The organism is Neobacillus kokaensis (assembly GCF_014656545.1).
GTDB classification, from domain to species: Bacteria; Bacillota; Bacilli; order Bacillales; family Cytobacillaceae; genus Neobacillus; species Neobacillus kokaensis.
Genome location: NZ_BNDS01000018.1, coordinates 85,712 through 107,113, shown reverse-complemented (window position 1 = coordinate 107,113; position 21,402 = coordinate 85,712). Strand labels below are relative to the sequence as shown.

The following is a 21,402-nucleotide window of genomic DNA, read 5'->3' as shown; positions in this document are numbered from 1 at the left end:
CCCGTTTGTTTAAGTACAATATTTCACATACTCATTAATCCGTTGTAAACAAGTTATTTGATTTATTATATATAACCTTCATTTTCATATATATAATTCATAAAACTGTCGTGTAGTTCAATTTTCTCCCTTAATGACTGCTTTGTTTCCTCGTCTATTAAATCAACTGCAAATTTCAACGAACCATATCCATCAATCAATTCCATTATTTCTGTTATTACAGTTTCAATAATATCTGTGTAGAGATAATAAAGTTGTTTAATTTTGGTCTTAGAAACACAATAACCTTCTTCTGATTTAACAGACGAAGGTTATTGAAATTGTTGAAAAGTTATACATAATAGTTATTTTATAGATATCATACAAATAATAAAGTTGTTTAAAATCACATATTCCTTATAATCCATTAGAGAATAGTGATTTTATAATTAGTTCAATTAATGGTGTAGAAGAAATACTACTTATCTCCAAGAAGTCATCAATGTATTGATATATTTTATTATTAATTGTCAAAAGTGCATTTAATCCATCTAAACTATCAATCTCAACAAAATAATCATAGAAGTTTTTCACATCATCATAATGTAATGTATTTCTAAGCTCTGCAACTGCTTCAAAATCATTAACCATATAATCTTCAAGTAACTTATTTAACTTCCCTGCCGAACTAATATTTAATTCGTCAAATTGCACAGTAGAAAACTTTTGTAAATTTATTAGTGAATCTACAATGCTATCGAAACGATTAATAGTAAAACGAAATAAAAAATATTCATCAATGGTATCTCTATTAATTATATTTATGTTATAAATCTCATGAATCCATTGAATAGCAAAAGCTTCTTGTAAGATTAAAATTAATCTATATTTAAAAACATTTGATGATTCATCCCCATTAAATAATTTGGAGTGATTAACATCTTTATAAGTAACTCTAGATTTTTGTACTTCAATAAATTTCGATTCATTAACGTTAGGCTGCAAAAGCGACGGAATTTCTCTCTCAAAAATATTAATAATCCTTTGTAATTCACTACCTACTTCTCTGGCAAAATTAAAAATTTCTGGTTTATCTTCTTCTGTTGGCTCCTTTAAATACTGTAATCTTCTTAATAAATATTCAGGATAAATAGTGCTGCCTATAGCTTGACCGTTATCATTTAGATAAAATCCTATATTATCTGTATAATCTTTATAATCTACTAAGTGTTGTTGAATAATTTGATGGTATACTTTTTGATTTCCTCCTTTTTCAAATAGCTTAATTTTATTCCGAAACTCTCTTATAGCGAAAGGTAATTCTTCAACAGTGCCTAATATATTTTTATTTATTTCATAAATTACTAAACATACATCTCTAAAAGAGGTATATATTATCACAGCGTTAAAATCTTCAAGTTTATTACATCTCAACATGAACCGTTTTAAAGAAAGTAAATCAAAATAAGCGGTCAATAATTTTGTATATTGGTTACTAATATCAATCCCTCCAATGAAACTATACCTTCTTATTTCTGTACAATATCGTTTTGTACTTTTCTAAATGCTTCTCTATCCTCTACACTATTTTGGCTTCTTTTGGAGTGACATATAATCCTTCTTTAAGTGTTCTGTACTTTGTATTTTGGCATTGATTTCTAATGACCAAACCGATAAATCAACATTTTTATCCTTTATGTCTTTTTTAAAAAATAATCGTTGCTTTTCGTTCAACACTGAACACCTCTGTCACTGTTTTTCTATATTGTAACAAACTATTCCTGTAAAACTAATCTGCCCCGTTAGTACAATAAGCTTTATTATCAATTTTACCATAAAACCCCTTTAACAATGCCAAAAAGCAGTGTGATTTCACTTGCGAAATCCACTGCTTTTATACTTGTTTTTATATATGCGATTTCCTATGCGGGTACTCCAAAAGAGAACGGCTTAAAGTTAATTGAGTCCCCTTTATACTTAGCAGCATCTTCCTGTTTCACCAATCATCAAAATCCCTTTACCATTTCCCCCGCTTTCAAGTATGAGGTCTTCTGTATTTGGTTCAATGATTGGGTCAATTGCTACCTTAATATCATTTAAAGTGACGATAATATCATCTTCCTCCGGCTCATCCAGAGCCAGTCCAATTCTTGGCTGTCCTCAGCCAAAGCCATCAAAAAAGATTCGAATGTTGTTAGCATTCTCTTCTTTGAACATCTTTTTCAGCTCATCACGAGCAGCATCAGTGATTCTCATGTTCATTTCCTCCTGTTGTTTATGATACCAATTTATTTTAAATCAATTCCGAGGGATGGTCCTAGTTTATTCTCCCGTATCGGCAAAACGTTTGATTCGTTCACCGATTTCATCACGGACACGCTGGAAGAACGCCCATTTTTCTTCGTCTGTCCCTTGAGCTTTGGCTGGATCATCAAATCCCCAATGCTCCCGTTTTACTTGAGATGGAGTAACAGGACACTTATCTGCTGCATCGCCGCATAATGTTATTACTAATTCAGCGTTGTTTAGAATTTCAGGGTCAATAATATCTGACGTTTGATTTGAGATATCAATTCCTGCTTCATTCATCGCTTTGACAGCATTTGGGTTAAGTCCATGCGCTTCAATACCGGCACTTCGAACCTCCCACTCGTCACCTAGATATTTTTTCGCCCATCCTTCCGCCATTTGGCTGCGGCAGGAATTGCCTGTACATAAAAAGTAGATTGTTTTTTTAGCCATTTCGTTTCGCCCCTTTAAACAAATAGTAACCGCAGGAATAATCCTAATAGAGTAATGAATAGAACCGGGATGGTAATCACGATTCCCGTTTTAAAATAGGTGCCCCAAGATATATTTACACCTTTTTGCGAAAGGACATGCAGCCATAATAAGGTGGCAAGCGACCCTATTGGGGTAATCTTTGGACCTAAATCGGAGCCAATAACATTGGCGTAGATAAGTGCTTCTTTCATGACTCCTGTTGCTGATGTTTCGGATATTGCTAAAGCATCGATCATGACTGTAGGCATGTTATTCATAATGGAAGATAATATAGCGGCAAGGAAACCCATGATCATGGTTCCAGCGAACAATCCTTGATCGACACCCAATTGGATAACATCAGCAAGCAGAGTTGTAATCCCCGCATTACGTAGTCCATATACGACTACATACATTCCAATGGAGAAAAAAACTATCGCCCAAGGAGCCCCTTTAATGACTTGCTTTGTGTTCACTGCCGGACTTTTTCTAGCCATTAATATGAAAAATATCGCAATGATGCCGGCAATAACAGAGACCGGTACATTTAATAGCTTGCTGGCGAAATACCCTATTAATAAGACGGCAAGCACAAGCCAGGACAGACGAAACATTTTTTCATCACGAATGGCCTCAACAGGTTTTTTTAAATGGTTTAGGTCATATTGTCTTGGGATTCTTTTATTGAAATACAGATAGAGCACTAAAATACTGGCTGCTAGAGAGAAAAGGTTTGGAACAATCATTCTCGAAGCATATTCACTAAAGCCAATATGGAAAAAGTCTGCAGAGACAATATTGACCAGGTTGCTCACTACTAAGGGCAAGGATGTGGTATCAGCAATGAAACCACTAGCGATAATAAACGGAAAAACCATTTTTTCATCAAATTTCAACGCACGTACCATTGCCAGAACGATAGGGGTTAGGATGAGCGCCGCCCCGTCATTTGCAAAAAATGCCGACACAATCGCACCTAATATCGAGACATAGACAAACATTCTTACCCCGTTCCCCTTGGCTGCCCTAGCCATATGTAAGGCTGCCCATTCAAAGAAACCAATTTCATCTAGAATTAACGAAATAATAATAATAGCAATAAACACAAAAGTGGCGTTCCACACGATTCCGGTTACTGTCCACACGTCATGGAGATTTACAACACCAGCTAAAAGTGCTACGATTGCCCCGCCGCATGCTGACCAGCCAATCGATAAATTTCTAGGCTGCCATATGACAAGAACAAGTGTCACCAAAAAGATAGCAACCGCTAAAACAGTTTCTAACAAAAAACTCAACTCCCCTATGAATTACACGTTATTCTCAGCCCTTGTTGTTCCAACAGGACAAATTTCTCTTGTTGATCTGGAATATGCTTTATTACATCCTGAACCAAAGGGAAATAAGCATTTTCGGGATTTAATGAATAGAAGATCCATTGTCCCCTTCTTTGCTCATTCACCAATTCAGCATCTTTTAGTTTCCGTAAATGCTGACTGATTGCCGGCTGGGACATCTTAAAGAGCTCAACAAATTCACATACACAGCATTCCTTCTTTAACAGTAAACCGATCATGGAAAGCCTTGTTTTATCACCCAAAAGCTTTAAAATTTTTGCTGTTTCCTCCATTGATTCATGCTCCATTATTACACCTCCTATATCAACATATAAGTAACCCCTTATATAATAAACTACTTATATAAAAGGAGCAAATTTAGCATCTTCAATTAGCGGATAGCTCCTCCCCAATTAGCTGATATGCTTCTTTAATTAGCGGATACTGCCTACCAATTGGCGCATATGCTTCTTTAATTAGCGGATAGCTCCTACCAATTAGCGCATATGCTTCTTTAATTAGCAGATAGCTCCTACCAATTAGCGCATATGCTTCTTTAATTAGCGGATAACGCCCCAATTAGCGCATATGCTTTTTTAATTAGCGGATACCGCCTACCAATTAGTGCATATGTTTCTTTAATAGCGGATAACGCAGTTCAATTGGCGGAAGGCTATTTATTCAGCATGCTGCTATATAAAATAAATATTGTTAAAATTACTTATCCAAATTACAATGATAGCAGGCAAATTGTCGAAATTTAATAAAAATAAAGACCAGCTTTTTAGGCGGGGGATTTCCATATGAGAGGAAGAACTAATATCATGACTACTACAACAAATATGGTTAATTTTTTTGAGGAATCAAAGAAGTATGAAGAACAAATCATAAAGGACCGCCGATATTTACACCAATATCCGGAACTCGGCTTTGACCTGCCAAACACGCAAAAATATATTCAGCAGCGCTTGAATGAAATGGGGATTGACAATAAGCCATGCGGCATCGTGCCTGAAGAAATTACCAAGAAATATGCCAAAGCAGGATTTGGCGTACAAAAAAATTGTACAGGTGTCGTAGCGACCATTGGTAAAGGAGAGCCTTGTATCCTTCTTCGTGCCGATATGGATGCCCTGCCGATCGAAGAAGAAGTCGAATCCGAATTTAAATCGAAGAATCCAGGTAAAATGCATGCCTGCGGTCACGACTCACATACAGCCATGCTATTAGGCGCAGCGCAAATGTTAAAGGATCATGAAGATATGCTCCAAGGAACTGTTAAATTAATGTTTCAGCCTGGTGAAGAATGGGGCTATGGCTCCAAGCTAATGATTGATGACGGACTACTGCAAAACCCAAAGGTAGATGCTGCGTTTGCGATTCATATTATGCCAGACCAAGAAGCAGGAACCCTGTCTGTTCACAAAGGAACTATCTCTCAGGCGATGGATACGTATATTGTTGAAATTCAAGGTAACGGCGGCCATAGTTCCCAGCCACATAAAACCATTGATGCCAATATGATTATGAACCAGTTATATACAAGCCTAAATTTATTATATACTCGCGAAGTGGACCCAACGAAAAATGTGACCTTTTCAATCGGTGCTATGAGCGGTGGCACAGTAACCAATATTATTCCTGATAAATCAGTTCTGCAAGGAAATATGCGCAGCTATGACCAGGAATCAAGAGATCACTTGTGTAAACGGATTCCAGAAATGATTGACCATATTGTCAAAGCTTGGCGCGGCGAGTACAACATCGTTGATTTCCATACACCTACTACTGCTAATGATCCTGCGTTTATCGATGAAATTATGCCTGCATTAGATTCCGTAATGGGTAAAGAGAATGTCGTAGATCTTGGAGCATTGTCTGGTTCAGAAGATTTCTCCCATATCTCTCAGGCCGTTCCTTCCGCATTTGTGGTTCTAGGTACAGGGAAAGAAGGAGAACCGCCGGTGCATAACCCGCGCATGCATCAAAATGAAGCTATTTTCAAATACGGTGCTGCCTTACATGCCAATGTGGCGATGGAATGGTTAAAGGCGCAGCATAAATAAACCTGCACTTGCGGAATAGCCAGCATAATAAATGCATTCGTTTTCCAATGCCGCCCGAATAGCCAAAGTAAAAGAATGTGCTGAAATTCCGGCACATTCTTTAATTTTTATTATTTTTATGTTTGCCCCCACAGCCTAACAGTAGCATGGTTTATTATGTCCATTACAATTTCTGGTCAAAATTTATTTATCCCTGGGTGCTGACTACCTTCATAATCCCTTTCATACCTGCCTCCTTATGGCCGGGTATGGTGCAATAAAATTCATAAATCCCAGATTCAAGTGGAATAAATTTAAATTCACTTTGGCTATTCGGTAATCCATGTAAATGGATGGTGAATTTTGAGCAAAATAAAGTACAGCCAAAAATAGAATGAATTACATAATTTAAAAATGAAAAGAGATCGGCATGTTACCAATCTCTTTAAATATTATTTTACAGGTGATAGTTCACTTTCTGTTACCCACATATGATTTGTTATCTTCTCACCAGTTTTTGTATCGGTGTAATCCACCATATAAACGGTGGTTGGTTCAGCCGTATCAATTGTTGCCTTTGCGCCTTTCATTCCTTTCATATGTTCTGCATTTAAAACAACCTCATCACCCTGTTTATATGGTTTGTCACTAGCATTTTCAATTTCTTCATGAACCACCCATTTGTGATTTTTCACTGGATTCCCGCCAGTTGTTGGGGTGTAGGTTACTGAATAGACAGTAGTATCAAAAGCTCCAGAAACAGTTGCTTCAGCACCTTCCATTCCCGGCATATGTTCAGCATGAATAATCACTTTACTTTCAACAGGATAGGTAGGATTTTCTGCCTTTGCTAGACCTTCTGGAACCTCTCCTGAACCAGAGTGATCCATTTCTGAATGATCCATTTCTTCCATAGAATCAGATTTATCATGCGTGTTAGATTTTGTTTCCGAAGTATCCTTTGGAGATGTCTCATGATTACCTCCACAAGCAGCTAAAAAGAATACCAACAATAATGAAGCTATTCCTAAAAATGCCTTTTTATTTTTCACTATTAACACCCTTTCTAACATTTTTATAGTCTAAAATAGATTATCAATAAATTGTGGAGATTTTATGCAGATAATATAGGGCTTTTGTCTTGATTTTGACCTTGTATAAATTTATTTACCACATGAAATATAATTAAAAGTTTCAAAACAAATTATATGGATAATATAATCATTGATAGTTTATTCATTTCGTAATATCAAAGTATCCACGAAGTCTAACGCAATATGATTACCACTATAAATGTAGTTGAAACTTGAAAATGGTCTTTTTTCAATCAGGGTTTAAAAAATAAAGCATATGGCATCCAAAAAGGAACACTTTCTCTTTATGTTAATATTCAAGCAGCTAGTGACTATTTCGGAGCATATTTTTGCTTAAAACCACACCATATTTAAACGGAAATTAACCATTTTTTTAAAATACTTCCCCAAGTATTCCCATACATAAGAAAAATCATCAAGTGCAAACTTTCAATGTAAGAAGGAGGGAAATTGTTTGAGTATTTCTGGAAAGCAGTTATCAGAGAAGGAGTCTTGGAGAGACGTCGTCAAAATAGTAAAACAGTTAGACCCAAAGAAATTGGAAATTGTTAAAGCCACATTGCCGGTGGTCAAAGAGCACGGTGAAGCAATTACCAAACGGTTTTATAAACGAATGTTTGCCAACCATCCCGAATTAAAAAATATTTTTAATATGACACATCAAATAACCGGTCACCAGCCAAAGGCCTTGGCAGACGCTGTTTACGGTGCTGCTGCTAATATTGAAGATATGTCCCAAATCATGCCCGTTTTAGAGCGGATAGGTGAAAAGCATCGAAGCTTACAGATCAAGCCGGAGCACTATCCGATTGTCGGCGAAAATTTATTAGGTGCCATTAAGGAAGTATTAGGAGATGCGGCCACCGATGATATTATGGATGCCTGGGCCGATGCCTATGAAGTGATTTCCGACGTCTTTATCCGCATGGAAAATGAGATGTACAAAACAACGGAGGCACAGCCTGGAGGATGGGCTGGGTTTAAGGATTTCGTCGTCGACCGGAAAATTCCGGAAAGCGACGTGATTACATCGTTTTATTTAAAACCAAAGGATGGCACAAAACTGGCCGAGTTTACGCCAGGACAATATATTACGGTCAAAATGGAAATCCCAGACCAAGAATACACAGCTCTTCGCCAATATAGCTTATCCGACCGACCAGGTCTGGATTATTTCCGCATCAGTGTTCGACGTGAAGATCCAAGGCAGGAAGGGCTGCCTCCTGGGATTGTTTCTACCTATTTGCATAACCACATCAATGAAGGAGATATCATCCCAGTTTCCGCTCCGGCAGGCGACTTTTATTTAGACCGAGATAGCAAACTTCCTCTGGTGCTAATTAGCGGCGGCGTTGGCTTAACCCCGTTAATGAGCATGTTAAATACGGTAATTGAAGAAGAACCACAAAAGGAAATCTACTGGATTCATGCAGCGGTTAGCAGCAAATATCATGCCTTTAAAAAACATGTCAATGACCTAGCTGCCAATCATAAAAATTTGAAGCCTTATATCATTTATGAAAAGCCAACAGAAGAAGACATAGAATCTAAATTATATGATAAGGAAGGGTACATTACACTCGATGTCCTTAAAGAAGCACTCCCTTCTAAAGACAATGATTTTTACTTCTGTGGTCCAACACCGTTTATGAAAGCCGTAAATCGAGCCCTAAACCAATGGGAAATCCCAAAAGAACGGATCCACTACGAATTTTTCGGATCCTTTGGAGATTTGGACGAATAAGAAGGACCTATCACTGCCCGAGAATCCAACTTCCGGATGAATCTTATTCAAAGAAGAAGTATCGAACTGTTAACTTTTTTGACTAACAGTAGATTACTTCTTCTTTCCAAATCCTTTTCCCCTTTTTGAAAATCCTCTTCAAATACTTTTAAACCTTCCAGAGCATTTTGTCCGCCTTCTAGGATAAATGATGCAGAATATCATATTTATTCTGTATATTACCTGCTATATTTGTTACGTTTTTTCAAATATGAACTTCTATTTGCACGGCGCTCTTAATTTTCAACCTGTTCGCTTTTCTTTGACCCTTCTCTGTTCATACTTCCACCTAATTTATCCATTTTTTTAAAATATCGTTTATTTAATAAGTCCGTAATACCTATTTCAAATGGTTTAGATGTAAAGGGTATCTACGTTCGTTTACTACGACAAAAGAACTGTTTTTATTCGTTTTACAGTGTCTTCATATTCTATTAATAGCTGCTCAACAATTCTCTTATATTTTTAGTTTAGAAATATACTAATCATATGGGAGATGAAAAGAAGATGAAAAAAAGTTTGATTGCTGGTCTTGCTTGTTTATCCCTGTCAGCAGCGGTTGCCGCTCCTTATGCCGTTTTGGCTAAACCGATAGAAATAACCGACAATGGACAGTCAACATTACGTCCGCTTACCTCTGATGTAGCCGTTATTGCCCACCGCGGTGCTTCGGCATACGGCCCCGAACATACACTTGCAGCCTATAAGCAAGCCATCACGATGAAGGCTGATTATGTGGAATTCGATTTACAAATGACTAAAGATGGACAATTGATTGCCATGCATGATGAAACACTGGCCCGAACAACCAACGCCAAGGAACTTTATCCGGATCGCGCTCCATGGAGGGTAAAGGATTTTACCCTCGACGAAATCAAGCGTCTTGATGCCGGTTCATGGTTTAATAAAGCTTATCCCAATCAGGCTAAAACAGCATACATAGGAGAGAAAGTTCCAACCCTCGAGGAAGCAATTAATTTCGTCAAACAGCATGGAAACGGAAAAGCCGGTCTTTATATGGAAACAAAAGCACCAAACGTTTATCCGGGAATGGAAGAGAAAGTAATTGAAATCTTGAAAAAAACCAATGTCCTGAATGATGAAAAACTGTTCCTCGAATCATTCAGTGAGGAAAGCCTTCGTAAACTACATAATCTTGCACCTAATGTTAAACTGATTCAGCTTTATACCGGAAAAATGATGGCAGGAAAAGATGTGTACCAGGAAATGAAGCGAATCACTGATTATGCTTCTGGTGTTGGTCCAAGTAAAGAACTGGTGCTTCCGAAGCTGATGCAAGCTGCTCACCAAAACAAGCTTCTCGTTCACCCATGGACCGTCAATTCTCGGGATGATATGGTATCGCTGACCTCCCTTGGTGTAGATGGACAATTTACAAACTATCCGGATCAATTTGAGAATCTTTTGGACAAACCGTTTATTTCTCATGGGGTTGCGAGCGGAGATGTAACAAGTTCTTCAGCGATTTTATGGACACGGACAAATAAACAGGCAACAGTACAATTTGAAATCTCAACAGATAGCACTTTTAAACATAATAAAATCGTCAAAACGAGCCCCTCGGATCAAGCAAATGATTTTACTGTAAAAGTAAATGTTAACGGGTTAAAGCCGGATACCACTTATTATTACCGGGCTCATGCAGTTTCCAGCAACTATACCGTAAACGGCACATTCAAAACGGCACCCGAGGAAAACAGCTTAAAGCCATTGACGATGGTTTGGGGCGGAGACACAGGCGGCCAGGGAGAGATTCCACCATTTAAATCGTTTGAAACGATGGCAGCGTTAAATCCGGACTTCTTCCTGTTTAGCGGGGACACGATTTATGCTGATAACGCCACACCAGCTGTGCCGAATCCTCCCTCCCAAAAGGTAGAGGATTTCTGGGCGAAATATAAAGAAAACAGGACCGACAAAGGATTGCGCAGTCTCCTGCAAAAAACAGGCACCTTTGCGATTTGGGATGATCATGAAGTAATCAATGACTTTTCAGGCCCTTCCCAACCGCTGACTCCAACTGGACTAAGTGCCTTTAAAAATTACTGGCCAATTTCAAGTGAGCGCAGCGACGCAGACAAGCTGTATCAGAAGTATTCTTGGGGGAATACAATGGATATGATTATCCTGAACAACCGCGGCTACCGCTCTCCAAACACTCAGGCAGACGGGCCAGACAAAACCATGCTTGGTGATGAACAGCTAAATTGGCTGAAACAGCAGCTTCTTGAATCAGATGCAAAAGTGAAGCTAATCGCGACTTCTGTCCCCATCTCAATTCCAACCGGAAAGGCGATGGCTAGAGACGGATGGGCAAATGCAGATAATATAAATCCAAAAGATCCAACTGGATACGAGAATGAGTTCAAGAAAATCTCTGATTTTATCATCGAAAAAGAAATCAAAAATGTATTCTTTGTTACGACTGATGTTCATTTTGCCGAGGTTATCAAGTATGATGCCAATCAGGATGGAAAAACGGATTATAACGAACTAATTAGCGGTCCAATTGGAGCTGTAAATATAAATCCAGGAACTCTGGACCCAACCTTTGGCCCTGAGAAATTATATGCAGAAGGAAAATTTTTCAACTTTGGCGTCTTCCGTGTTGACCCTGCAAAACAACAAGCTACGGTTGAAATTCAGGATGAAAACGGCAAGGTTCATTTTAGTCATTCCTTCGAGCTCGAAGATTAACTACAGAAGTGTGCTTAATTCTATAAAAAAAACCGGGCAAACTGAACTGCCCGGTTCTTTTCTGATTGGAAAAAAATCAACCTAACTGCTTATTTATAAGACTCTTTATTTTTCAATTCTATCTACCAATAAACTCCTGCGTCCAGTAGTTTCCTTGCGAAACGTAACCAACACCAATGTGTGTGAAATTAGGGCTAAGAATGTTCTTACGGTGCCCTTCACTATTCATCCATGCCTTGACAACTTCCTCTGGAGTTCTTTGTCCCATAGCAATATTTTCACCTGCATAACGATAGCTGATTCCATATTGCTTCATCATATCAAATGGTGAACCATATGTCGGACTGGTATGGTCAAAATAGCCATTGGCAGACATATCACGAGATTTCTCATGTGCCATCTTACTTAACTCCCCATCTATCTTAAGGCTAGGCAGCCCGTTTTTCGCACGCTCTTGATTGGTAAGATCAACTACCTTTTGCTCATATGCGCTTAAGCTGGTAGTTGTTTGTGTTTTTGCAGGTTCTTGTGGTGCCGCAGGAGTCTGTGGCTGTTGTGATAACTGGGCTGTTTCTTCCTTAGCAGGCTGGTCCGTTTGCGACGTCCCCTGCTCACCGATCGGCATCTTCGGAACCGTCAGACCATAGCGTGTATATAATTGTTCAAGAAAGCTATTAAACTCATCCAAATTCGAATATTGATAGACATATACTTTATTAGCCGTGGTTGCAGCTTCTGCTTTGTTAATAGCAGGACTTGCCATCATGACTGCTGCTGCCGCTGCAACAGTTAACATTACTTTCTTCTTTGCCATTTCTAACATCCTCCCCTGAAAAGCAAGTTATTGAAAAATGCAGTTTCATCTTAACACACAATTTTTGTCATATTTCAGGAAGGAATTGTTAGATTAAGAGTGTTCTATTTACTTGGCACCCTAAAACTCTTATAAATAAAGGATTACCTTTAATTTCAAAGCGACTTCTACATACACAATTCTACTATTTTTCCAAAAACTGATATAGAAATTGATATTGACAGCTTTAGAAAAGGCGGTCTTTTTTAACAAATATTTCTGAAAGATATCAAAGCTTACACATGTTTTAAAAAGATGCGTGTACCAACGGATGATCAGGTAAACAAAGCTCTGGCTAATCCAAGGTTATTTCCAAAACTATGACGAGCATCCTCCGCCGCAGCTAGAGCAAGAAGAACAGCTGCTATCCCCGCCACCGCCGTTGTCCCCACTGTCATCCGACGAACTAGATCCGCAAAAGGAAGCGTTGGAGCAGCCGCTCGTATATTTTGTTATTTCAGCAAATGCATATACTTTCGCATAATCCCAATATTGACCAAAATAATAATACGAGAAGAACACCATCATCAGCGACAACGCGGTCATATCACCATAGGTCCGCTGCTTCGAAAACGAACCCTTTGGATTGGCCTGATAGATTTTTTCGGACACGACTAATTGCTGTTTCATTCGGCCTGCCAAATATTCCAGCAGTTCTCTGTTATCCTCATTCGCCTGAAAATACTTTTCTATCAATTCATCTTCAGTATGATTTCTAAAATCCTTTAACACCGTTCCGGCCATTGGATGTTTGAAAAAGCTCCCCCATGTTTTCCAGCTAAATTGTGTGATCTCAAACATCTGGGAAAAGACCCAATCAAAGAATGCACGTTCCTGCGGAGCCGGCTCTGGACTAGTGTTTGGAATATGGTGAAGCATTTTCCCTAAAAACTTCTCCGAAAACCCTTGGTATTCCTTGGTGAAAAGAATCATCTCATGCCAGATTTCATCGACATCCTCACTAAACATTGGAGCCTTCTTCAGGATGTTAGCCATCACGAAATAGCGCTTTAGTTCAAACAACAGCCATTCAAACTCATCCTCGCTCCGATTAGGATGGTCTTTTAGAAATCGCCGCTTTACTTGATGGATATATTCAACGTCCAATGATTTATCTAATTTTTCAAGCAAAGGCTGTAACGGAACATGTTCGATTACACCCAGATTACCCGGGATATTCTCCTTTAATAATTTCTTACGTTTCTTTGCAGATGAAACAATGGCAGCTATAATCCCTATTCCTATTAGAAAAATGACAACTCCAGTCATTTCCGCTTCCCCCTTTTACAAACTACATTTTCAAATACCTTTTGTAAAATTGTACCATATCATCATTGTATTTTTTATAGAAAAGGAGAATCGGACCAAACCTTCAGTAAAAAAATGGTAATCCCTTTTTCTAATTGGCCTTACGGTAATTTTATGTTACATAATTGGCGGTTTAATTGTCGGATAGCGTGTCCCAATTGTCGGATAGGAATTCAACTGTCGCCAAGCGATCCACAACTGTCGGATAAGACAGTTTAATTGTCGCATAGCGTGTTCCATTTGTCGGATAGGAATTCAACTGCCGCCAAGCGATCCCCAACTGTCGGATAAGGCATAAATTGCGAAATAACATTTAAACTGCACTACAACCAACACACCTACCGCTCTTCCAAAACTTATCAGGCTAACATGGATTATAGTTTAAAATCTTACAAACAATGTAGCGTCCCGTTAATTCTTCTTTTTGCAAAAACAGGCTTGTTTAATTGACTACATTTTCGGGGATATATAATAGCTATAATGGTATAAATTAAATTAGGAGGCATCGGAAATGAATGATATTACGGTTTATTCAACCAATACTTGACCTTACTGCACTATGATGAAACAATTCCTTGAGGCTCAAGGATTAAACTACAAAGAAGTTAATGTGCAGACAGATCCTGCCGCCGCCCAAAAGCTTGTTCAGGAAACCGGACAGATGGGCGTGCCACAGACAAAGGTAAATGGCCACTGGGTCCTTGGCTTTGACCCTGAGACGCTGATGCAATATGTAAAAAAATAGTATGCAAAAAGGTAACGTGTTCCATGTCCTATTGCGACCAGAATTTTCATAAAAATAAACCCTGCCTTTTCTCTTAAAGGGCAGGGTTACTTTTGGACCTCTGGTAAAATTTCCACCTTCACACTTCCTTCTAAAAAATTGCTTGCTTCAAGTATTCATCCAGCTGTTCTTTTGTTAAATCCTTTAAAAATTGATAAAAATTCAGCGAGTCCATATCGTATCTTTGACAAGCTGCTCGATAATATTGATATGCTCTTTTATACATTTCCATTAACACCAGCCCCTTCTGTTGTATAACAATATATTTAATTTATTTTTACTATATAACAGAAAGACGACTACGTCAATATATTTATAAAATTCAAAATATTTCACAGTGCTTTATTCCAACAACCAATCAGAAACAAAAGACCATCAAAATGGATGCTCTTTTTCGATATAAATAATTTATACATAAGATTTCTCCTTCCATAAAATGTTAGATAAGTGTTATGGTCATGAGAAAGTAAACTTGTTCTTCATTACCCATATAAAAAGAATGGGCTCCAGCTTGAACAAACCCATTTTCTGATAAAAAGCAATTGCATTTTCATTTTTTTCCCCATACGCCTACCCAGATTTTCTTATTATTAGTTTAATGACAGGGTGATTTTACATTAAAAAATAAAGCCAAATGAATTTATTGTCCGTCTAATAGTTGAAAGGAATTAGGAGGTGGCTCGGTTGTTGAATTTAATAAAGAAAGCTCAAAACGGAAATGACAAAGCGTTTTTAACATTATTCCAGAAATATGAACAAGATATTTTTCGAACAGCATTTATATATGTAAAAAACCAAAGTGATGCTCTTGATGTTGTTCAAGAGACTGCATATCGATCATTCAAATCAATTAAAAATCTGAAAGAACCTAAATACTTTAAAACTTGGTTAATAAGAATTGCAATTAGTTGTGCCATTGATTTGCTTCGTAAGCAGAAAAACGTAATTCAAATGAGGACAGAATTTGAGGAATTCATATCTAGAGATATCAATGAAGATATTGATTTAGAAATGACAGTTCGAGACCTAATCGAACGATTAAACGAAGATGAGAAAAGCGTAATCATTTTAAGATTTTATGAAGGTTTGACAATTAAAGAAGTATCAGAAACTCTTGAGATACCTTTGGGTACGGCAAAGACAATTTTATACAGAGCTATAGACAAGCTACGTAAAGATTTGAAAGGAGATGGTTTATATGAACAATAGGATTAAACAGGAAATGTATAGAATTGAAATACCAAAAGAACTAAATGAAAGAAGCAAAATGGGTGTTTCAAAAGCAAAATATGAGATGGGAAAACCAAAGCGGAGATGGTCTTATATTATAGGAGCAGTAATAGCAGCTTCACTTACATTAAGTATTTTTGGTCCCAATTACTTTTCAAATAATCCGCCAGAAAATCCTATTATTAGAACAATGGAAACAAATACTGTTATTGATATAGACGACCCAAGAGAAGTTGTAGGTTTTTCAGATAATGTATTTTTAGGAAAGGTTATAAAAAAAGTTGGTTCAAAATCACTAAATGATTATCCAGAAACACAATTCAATGTTGAAGTGCTCGATAGTATCAAGGGAGAGTTGAAAGGTACGATTAAAGTTAATCAACAGGGTGGGTACGATGGAGAATATTTGTTTCTGATGGAAAATGATAAACTTCTTGTAGAAGGACATACGTATCTATTTGCCACAAGGTACTTAAAAGAAGAAAATTGGCACACTGTAATACCTGTTGGCGGGGACATTCCTTTTAATAGTGACGAAGAAAAGAAAGAACTTATTGAAAAATACAAAAAAGCATATGATGAAGAAATACCTTTTAAATTAAAGTAATGGAAAAAACGCTTGGAATCCCAAGCGTTTTTCTGGTTAATTCATTGTTTAATTTCGTGGTAATATGGGTGCTACTTAGAATGATAAACAAAGTGTCATTTCTCGTTTTCCATTTTTAATTAATTAGATTTGATAAAAATACATTAAGTTTTAATAAAATTTTATTGATATTCGATAAATAACATATTAAAATCAAGATACGAACAATTATAAGTGAGGTGCTTTTTATGAAAAAAGTTTCGACGTTGTTTTTAAAAATAGCTGTTATTCTTATTGGAATCCCAGTTCTTGCTTTGTGCATCTTTTTGGTACCTGAGCTAGCGAACGTTACAGTAAAATTGCTTCCAAATTTCGCTTATATAAAATATCTCGTTTACGCCGTTTTTTATGCATCGGCAATACCTTTTTACTATGCTTTGTATCAGGCTTTTAAACTTTTACGCTATATTGACAAAAATGAAGCTTTCTCGGAAATTTCTGTAAAAGCTTTAGAGAAAATCAAATACTGTGCTATCACCATCAGTATTTTACATGTGCTAACCTTGCCGCTATTCTATCTCTTTGCAGAGAATGATGATGCCCCAGGAGTCATTTTTGTTGGATTGGTTGTCCCTTTTGCTTCGATGGTGATCGCGGTTTTTGCGGCCGTTCTTCAAAAGCTTTTACAAGAAGCAATTGATATCAAATCAGAAAATGACTTAACGGTCTGAGGTGAAAAACAATGGCGATTATTATCAATATTGATGTAATGTTAGCGAAAAGGAAAATGAGCGTAACAGAACTTTCGGAGCGAGTTGGAATAACAATGGCTAACCTTTCTATACTGAAAAATGGTAAGGCAAAAGCCATAAGACTTTCAACATTAGAGGCAATTTGTAAGGCTTTAGAATGTCAGCCAGGAGATATTTTAGAATACAAAAGTGACGAAGATGTTAAATAAGCTCTGTGAATCAATATGATGTACCCCGTCTTCCTTAGAAGACGGGGTATTGTACTATAGCTCATTGGAAAATCCGTAGAACCCTTTCGCTCTTTCTACAAAAATGAAATAAACGACATGAAGACGGATTTTGATTTCTACATCACAGTAAACATCCAGGTAACTCCAAATTTATCCTTTACAGAACCGTGAAGTTTGGAGAAGAAGGTTGGTTGAAGATCCATTTGAACATTTCCCCCCTCTTTAAGAATGTTCCAAGCTTTAATAGCAGGCTCCTCCGCATTTAGCTCGATACTGATGGACACTTTTTGTCCTTCATTAAAGTCACGACTTCCATCAGAACCCATAATGTATCCATTGTCTGTTAACTTTAATTGTGCGTGTAACACAAGATCTTTATCACTTTCGCTTACAGGAAACTCTGGATTAGGAGGCATATCACCATATTTTTGCATTGCAAGTAATTCTCCATCAAAAGCCTGTTGGTATAATTTAAATGCCTCTTCACATTCTCTGTTAAACATTAGATAAGGTTTAATCATCATCCAATCTCCTTTTTCAAATAAATAGTTTAACTAATTAGAGCTAAAATGCTTTTGACAGATTGAAGTATAGCTCCTTATATCATTATATACAAACACCTGTTCCGAATTCAACAAACAATACCTTTTCATTCACAATTAAGCACATTATGTTTTATTTACAGGAAACAGCCCAGTTTATTGCTAAAAAGTCTTGTTCAATGTTAGGAGTCTTTTATTTTCAACACTGCATTTTTCGCATTTTCAAGAGAGTTATAGTTCGAAACAATAGATATTACAAAAAATGAGTTTAAATTGGAATATGTTTAGATAGAAATACTCCCCCAGAAAATCAACATCCTTGTATCCTCTTTCGTTTTCTTCTTTTCCTTTCCTATCGTTCAATCATCAAGATAAAAAATCTTATTATCTTTTTACACTAATAAAGACGATGATTCCTTAGCGTAGGAAACATCGTCTTTTTTAAGTCAAAATTTACTTTCATCCTTTTTCTGCTGATTTTCGTTTTATTCTTTGATAAATTCCTTTGTACTTCTCACTGTATCAATTGGCCGAACTAATTTTTCTATTTCTGCACGTTTAGGCTCTAGGAATGGAGGTAATGATAGCTTTTCCCCAAGCGTTTCATATGATTCATCTCCCATAAAACCAGGACCATCGGTAGCAAACTCAAATAAGATTTGTGGTGCAACCCTTGCGTACAATGACTCAAAAAAGTGACGATTTACATAACCGGATGTTTGAAATCCAAAGCTGCTCATACGCTCAATCCATTCCTCTAATACTGAGCGATCCTCTACTCGGAATGCCGCATGGTGTACCGTACCAAAACCTTGTCGGGCTTCAGGAAGAATCGCGTTATATTCTGCTATGACTGAGGCACCATTTCCACCTTCACCTACTTCAAATAAATGGAATAACCCTTCTTGATCAGTCTCTTTAAATAATAGAACTTTTTCCATCATTTCTTTAAAGTAATCAAAATTTGCAATTCGAACAAAAACAGGTCCTAAACCAGTAATTGCATATTCTAATGGAATTGGACCCTTTTGCCAAGGTGTACCGGATTTCACCCCTTTATTGAATTCATCTGAAATCAACTGATATTGTTGATCATCAAAATCAACGAAGGAGAGAGTCTTCTTGCCAAATTGTTCTTTGATTCCAGTATGTTTAACTTCTAGACGCTCAAAACGATTAACCCAATAATCTAATGCCGCATCACTTGGCACACGGAACGATGTTTTTGAAATCTCGTTTGTACCATGTACACCTTTCGGAATGCCGGGGAAGTCAAAGAAAGTCATATCTGTGCCTGCGCTGCCTTTATCATCTGCAAAAAATAAATGATAGGTTTGAATATCATCTTGATTTACCGTTTTTTTAACTAAACGCATTCCTAAAACATTAGTAAAAAATTCATAGTTCTTTTCTGCACTACTTGTAATAGCTGTTACATGGTGTATTCCTTTTAAATGGTTCATTATATATTCCTCCAAGTAAATGAGATTTAATTTAAGATTAGTGATCGTAATTTTGCTTCGATCTCTTTTCGATTTGGTTCCAAAAATGGTGGAAGTGCCAGTTTCTCTCCCATTGTTTCCATTGGTTCATCTGTCGCAAATCCTGGTGTATCCGTTGATAATTCAAATAATATGCCATTGGGTTCTCGGAAATATAATGCCTTGAAGTAATACCGTTCCACTTTCCCAGAATTCTGTAACCGATACTCTTTTAAACGCTCTGCCCATTGCTCATATTCTTTCTCATTCGGAACACGGAAGGCAACATGGTGAACACCTCCACGACCTAAGCGGACTCTGGGCAAATCTGCCCTTGTTTCAATATGAACTTCCCCGCCATTGCCTCCTTCACCAGTTGCATAAACCAATATTTCGGGATAATCCCCTTCAAGTGACGGATAAGAACCAACAAATCGAAAACCCATAACCTCTGTTAATACTCCGACTGTCGGTTCTGCAATTGCAACTGTGAGGGTTACGGGACCTAAACCAATAATGGCATGTTCCAGCGGAATGTCATCCCTTTTCCATGGAACCCCTGCTCTCACACCTTTTTCACCGTTATCGGCTGCCAGGATTAAACGAGTTCCCTCGAAATCTCTGAAAGCCAATGTATCACGATTTGCTCTTTTTTGGATAACATCCTGTTCAACCCCGTATTGTTTAAAACGTTCTTTCCAAAATAATAATGATTCTGAGTTTCTAACCCTGAGTGATACAGTAGAAATATCTGATGTACCACTGTATGTTTTTCCAAGATGAGGAATGTCAAAGAACGTCACATCAGTCCCTGGGGTTCCTTCCGCATCAGCATAGAAAAGGTGATAGGATTCTGTGTTATCTTGGTTAACCGTTTTCTTTACCAATCTCATTCCTAAAATTTTTGTATAAAATTCATAATTTTTTTCCGCTTTTCCTGTCAATATTGATACATGATGTAACCCTAATAGTTCCATTCTTTTCACTCCTTTTTCAAAAAAGAAGATATTCTCTTCACTAAAACATGGCTAAAATGGTAGGATGTTTGCTCCATTTAATTAGATTGGCCTTATTTTGTCCATTTGTAAATTTCTAAGCCATGTCAAGTATTTTCATTTTGAAAATATAGCTTCAATTCGAGATTCTCTAATTACCAAACGAAAATCTAAAAAAACAATATTTTCCGTTGTAAATCCTTTAATGTATTTATCTCGAATTCGAGATATTACTTAAAAAAAAGCACCTATTTCCTACTTAATTACCAAAATATTTTTTAGTATTTTATTTAGAGTAAATCAGAAGAAACATCAACAAGCTGTACTTAAGCTATATTTTTCTTTTGTATAGCAAAATTAACACCTAGCTTACGAACATTTAACAATCCTTCTAACACTGAAAGTTTTGCATTATATTCCTGAGCTTCAATACCACTAACTTCATTTGCTTGTTTATAATTATAGATTATTTTCCTTACTAATTCCTTGAATGTTGGAGATTGAATTAATAAATAATCAATAAGTTCGATTGCAGCCTGCTTTTCCAGTTCATTCTTAACCGCAAAGATACTTTGTTGATCTGGTTCATATACGACAACAGATTGTAAATCCTCTGTAATTCTTAATCCAAAGTAGCTTTTTTTCGTTCCATAAAATTCATTATTTCGTATTCGTATTAAATCTAAGCCCACCATAATTTCATAATAGGGAGATTTCTTAATTGGAGATTTAAACCCACTAAGTTCAATGTTTGAACTGTCGTCAATAAAGATTTCCTTTTCTAACTTGGTTAGGATTACCTTTGATTCTAAAAGGTTCATTATAAAAACCTCTCTTTCCTATATAAATTATTTTTAAGGAACATAAATACAACAGTGTATAAAAAGTAACCTAAAGAGCAAAAATGACAATATCTCGTATT

General features: G+C 36.9%; 22 protein-coding genes and 1 pseudogene. 8 read left to right on the top strand and 15 right to left on the bottom strand.

Annotated features, from left to right (window positions below; genetic code table 11):
- Positions 1-396 precede the first annotated feature (396 nt).
- The 5 genes from IE222_RS18325 to IE222_RS18305 all read right to left on the bottom strand — a co-directional run bounded on the left by IE222_RS18325 (position 397) and on the right by IE222_RS18305 (position 4,387).
- Complete coding sequence (locus IE222_RS18325; protein ID WP_223282795.1) at positions 397-1,380, bottom strand: hypothetical protein; 984 nt, start codon at positions 1,378-1,380, stop codon at positions 397-399.
- Between the two features lie 183 nt (positions 1,381-1,563).
- A complete protein-coding gene (locus IE222_RS18320; protein ID WP_191275326.1) occupies positions 1,564-1,713 on the bottom strand; it encodes a hypothetical protein in 150 nt (49 codons plus the stop codon).
- 588 nt (positions 1,714-2,301) lie between these two features.
- Entirely contained in the window at positions 2,302-2,721 is a 420-nt protein-coding gene (arsC, locus tag IE222_RS18315) for an arsenate reductase (thioredoxin) (protein ID WP_191275325.1), read from the bottom strand.
- Positions 2,722-2,735: 14 nt separating this feature from the next.
- Positions 2,736-4,031, bottom strand: a complete 1,296-nt coding sequence (locus IE222_RS18310) for an arsenic transporter (RefSeq protein ID WP_191275324.1) — start codon at positions 4,029-4,031, stop codon at positions 2,736-2,738.
- Between the two features lie 14 nt (positions 4,032-4,045).
- Positions 4,046-4,387: an ArsR/SmtB family transcription factor gene (locus IE222_RS18305; protein ID WP_191275322.1), complete on the bottom strand. Its 342-nt coding sequence runs from the start codon at positions 4,385-4,387 to the stop codon at positions 4,046-4,048.
- Positions 4,388-4,882: 495 nt separating this feature from the next.
- Here IE222_RS18305 and IE222_RS18295 point away from each other — a divergent pair, with 495 nt between their 5' ends.
- Positions 4,883-6,145 carry a M20 metallopeptidase family protein gene (locus IE222_RS18295; RefSeq protein ID WP_223282794.1) on the top strand — a complete coding sequence of 421 codons (1,263 nt, stop codon included), beginning with the start codon at positions 4,883-4,885 and terminating at the stop codon, positions 6,143-6,145.
- Between the two features lie 187 nt (positions 6,146-6,332).
- Here IE222_RS18295 and IE222_RS26475 read toward each other — a convergent pair whose 3' ends face one another.
- On the bottom strand, positions 6,333-6,434 hold the full coding sequence (locus tag IE222_RS26475; protein WP_223282797.1) for a plastocyanin/azurin family copper-binding protein: 102 nt from the start codon (positions 6,432-6,434) through the stop codon (positions 6,333-6,335).
- A gap of 142 nt (positions 6,435-6,576) precedes the next feature.
- Positions 6,577-7,176 (bottom strand): YdhK family protein, encoded by a 600-nt coding sequence (locus tag IE222_RS18285; RefSeq protein ID WP_191275318.1) that lies wholly within the window; start codon positions 7,174-7,176, stop codon positions 6,577-6,579.
- A 496-nt stretch (positions 7,177-7,672) separates the two neighbouring features.
- Here IE222_RS18285 and hmpA point away from each other — a divergent pair, with 496 nt between their 5' ends.
- Complete coding sequence (gene hmpA, locus IE222_RS18280) at positions 7,673-8,962, top strand: NO-inducible flavohemoprotein (protein WP_308435612.1); 1,290 nt, start codon at positions 7,673-7,675, stop codon at positions 8,960-8,962.
- 546 nt (positions 8,963-9,508) lie between these two features.
- Complete coding sequence (locus IE222_RS18275; RefSeq protein WP_191275316.1) at positions 9,509-11,719, top strand: glycerophosphodiester phosphodiesterase family protein; 2,211 nt, start codon at positions 9,509-9,511, stop codon at positions 11,717-11,719.
- Between the two features lie 118 nt (positions 11,720-11,837).
- On the opposite strand, the gene IE222_RS18270 is transcribed toward IE222_RS18275, so the two are convergent.
- Positions 11,838-12,533, bottom strand: a complete 696-nt coding sequence (locus IE222_RS18270) for a CAP domain-containing protein (RefSeq protein WP_191275314.1) — start codon at positions 12,531-12,533, stop codon at positions 11,838-11,840.
- Positions 12,534-12,890: 357 nt separating this feature from the next.
- Positions 12,891-13,841, bottom strand: a complete 951-nt coding sequence (locus IE222_RS18265; RefSeq protein WP_191275312.1) for a UCP032817 domain-containing protein — start codon at positions 13,839-13,841, stop codon at positions 12,891-12,893.
- A gap of 550 nt (positions 13,842-14,391) precedes the next feature.
- Between IE222_RS18265 and IE222_RS18255 the strand changes: the two genes are divergently transcribed.
- Complete coding sequence (locus tag IE222_RS18255; RefSeq protein WP_191275308.1) at positions 14,392-14,625, top strand: glutaredoxin family protein; 234 nt, start codon at positions 14,392-14,394, stop codon at positions 14,623-14,625.
- Positions 14,626-14,755: 130 nt separating this feature from the next.
- On the opposite strand, the gene IE222_RS26730 is transcribed toward IE222_RS18255, so the two are convergent.
- Positions 14,756-14,890: a hypothetical protein gene (locus IE222_RS26730; protein ID WP_275671474.1), complete on the bottom strand. Its 135-nt coding sequence runs from the start codon at positions 14,888-14,890 to the stop codon at positions 14,756-14,758.
- 213 nt (positions 14,891-15,103) lie between these two features.
- Positions 15,104-15,256, bottom strand: a pseudogene (locus tag IE222_RS26965) (GNAT family N-acetyltransferase); the annotation flags it as partial.
- Between the two features lie 92 nt (positions 15,257-15,348).
- Here IE222_RS26965 and IE222_RS18250 point away from each other — a divergent pair.
- The 4 genes from IE222_RS18250 to IE222_RS18235 all read left to right on the top strand — a co-directional run bounded on the left by IE222_RS18250 (position 15,349) and on the right by IE222_RS18235 (position 17,441).
- Complete coding sequence (locus IE222_RS18250; protein ID WP_191275303.1) at positions 15,349-15,873, top strand: sigma-70 family RNA polymerase sigma factor; 525 nt, start codon at positions 15,349-15,351, stop codon at positions 15,871-15,873.
- Positions 15,863-16,501: a hypothetical protein gene (locus IE222_RS18245; protein ID WP_191275301.1), complete on the top strand. Its 639-nt coding sequence runs from the start codon at positions 15,863-15,865 to the stop codon at positions 16,499-16,501. Before IE222_RS18250 ends, IE222_RS18245 begins: the two co-directional genes overlap by 11 nt.
- Positions 16,502-16,728: 227 nt before the next feature.
- Positions 16,729-17,211: a DUF2975 domain-containing protein gene (locus IE222_RS18240; RefSeq protein ID WP_191275299.1), complete on the top strand. Its 483-nt coding sequence runs from the start codon at positions 16,729-16,731 to the stop codon at positions 17,209-17,211.
- A gap of 11 nt (positions 17,212-17,222) precedes the next feature.
- A complete protein-coding gene (locus tag IE222_RS18235; protein WP_191275297.1) occupies positions 17,223-17,441 on the top strand; it encodes a helix-turn-helix domain-containing protein in 219 nt (72 codons plus the stop codon).
- Positions 17,442-17,578: 137 nt separating this feature from the next.
- Here IE222_RS18235 and IE222_RS18230 read toward each other — a convergent pair whose 3' ends face one another.
- The 4 genes from IE222_RS18230 to IE222_RS18215 form a co-directional block, all read right to left on the bottom strand.
- Positions 17,579-17,986 (bottom strand): VOC family protein, encoded by a 408-nt coding sequence (locus IE222_RS18230; RefSeq protein ID WP_223282793.1) that lies wholly within the window; start codon positions 17,984-17,986, stop codon positions 17,579-17,581.
- Positions 17,987-18,489: 503 nt separating this feature from the next.
- Entirely contained in the window at positions 18,490-19,467 is a 978-nt protein-coding gene (locus tag IE222_RS18225) for a ring-cleaving dioxygenase (RefSeq protein ID WP_191275292.1), read from the bottom strand.
- A gap of 26 nt (positions 19,468-19,493) precedes the next feature.
- Entirely contained in the window at positions 19,494-20,462 is a 969-nt protein-coding gene (locus IE222_RS18220; RefSeq protein WP_191275290.1) for a ring-cleaving dioxygenase, read from the bottom strand.
- Positions 20,463-20,806: 344 nt separating this feature from the next.
- Positions 20,807-21,301 (bottom strand): hypothetical protein, encoded by a 495-nt coding sequence (locus IE222_RS18215; RefSeq protein WP_191275288.1) that lies wholly within the window; start codon positions 21,299-21,301, stop codon positions 20,807-20,809.
- Positions 21,302-21,402 lie beyond the last annotated feature (101 nt).

What these genes read in the sequence shown, in the direction of transcription:
- arsC (WP_191275325.1), bottom strand. Translation starts at nt 2,721, where the DNA reads ATGGCTAAAAAAACAATCTACTTTTTATGTACAGGCAATTCCTGCCGC.
- IE222_RS18305 (WP_191275322.1), bottom strand. Translation starts at nt 4,387, where the DNA reads ATGGAGCATGAATCAATGGAGGAAACAGCAAAAATTTTAAAGCTTTTG.
- IE222_RS18295 (WP_223282794.1), top strand. Translation starts at nt 4,883, where the DNA reads ATGAGAGGAAGAACTAATATCATGACTACTACAACAAATATGGTTAAT.
- IE222_RS18275 (WP_191275316.1), top strand. Translation starts at nt 9,509, where the DNA reads ATGAAAAAAAGTTTGATTGCTGGTCTTGCTTGTTTATCCCTGTCAGCA.
- IE222_RS18270 (WP_191275314.1), bottom strand. Translation starts at nt 12,533, where the DNA reads ATGGCAAAGAAGAAAGTAATGTTAACTGTTGCAGCGGCAGCAGCAGTC.
- IE222_RS18265 (WP_191275312.1), bottom strand. Translation starts at nt 13,841, where the DNA reads ATGACTGGAGTTGTCATTTTTCTAATAGGAATAGGGATTATAGCTGCC.
- IE222_RS26730 (WP_275671474.1), bottom strand. Translation starts at nt 14,890, where the DNA reads ATGTATAAAAGAGCATATCAATATTATCGAGCAGCTTGTCAAAGATAC.
- IE222_RS18245 (WP_191275301.1), top strand. Translation starts at nt 15,863, where the DNA reads ATGAACAATAGGATTAAACAGGAAATGTATAGAATTGAAATACCAAAA.
- IE222_RS18240 (WP_191275299.1), top strand. Translation starts at nt 16,729, where the DNA reads ATGAAAAAAGTTTCGACGTTGTTTTTAAAAATAGCTGTTATTCTTATT.
- IE222_RS18235 (WP_191275297.1), top strand. Translation starts at nt 17,223, where the DNA reads ATGGCGATTATTATCAATATTGATGTAATGTTAGCGAAAAGGAAAATG.
- IE222_RS18230 (WP_223282793.1), bottom strand. Translation starts at nt 17,986, where the DNA reads ATGATGATTAAACCTTATCTAATGTTTAACAGAGAATGTGAAGAGGCA.
- IE222_RS18225 (WP_191275292.1), bottom strand. Translation starts at nt 19,467, where the DNA reads ATGAACCATTTAAAAGGAATACACCATGTAACAGCTATTACAAGTAGT.
- IE222_RS18220 (WP_191275290.1), bottom strand. Translation starts at nt 20,462, where the DNA reads ATGGAACTATTAGGGTTACATCATGTATCAATATTGACAGGAAAAGCG.
- IE222_RS18215 (WP_191275288.1), bottom strand. Translation starts at nt 21,301, where the DNA reads ATGAACCTTTTAGAATCAAAGGTAATCCTAACCAAGTTAGAAAAGGAA.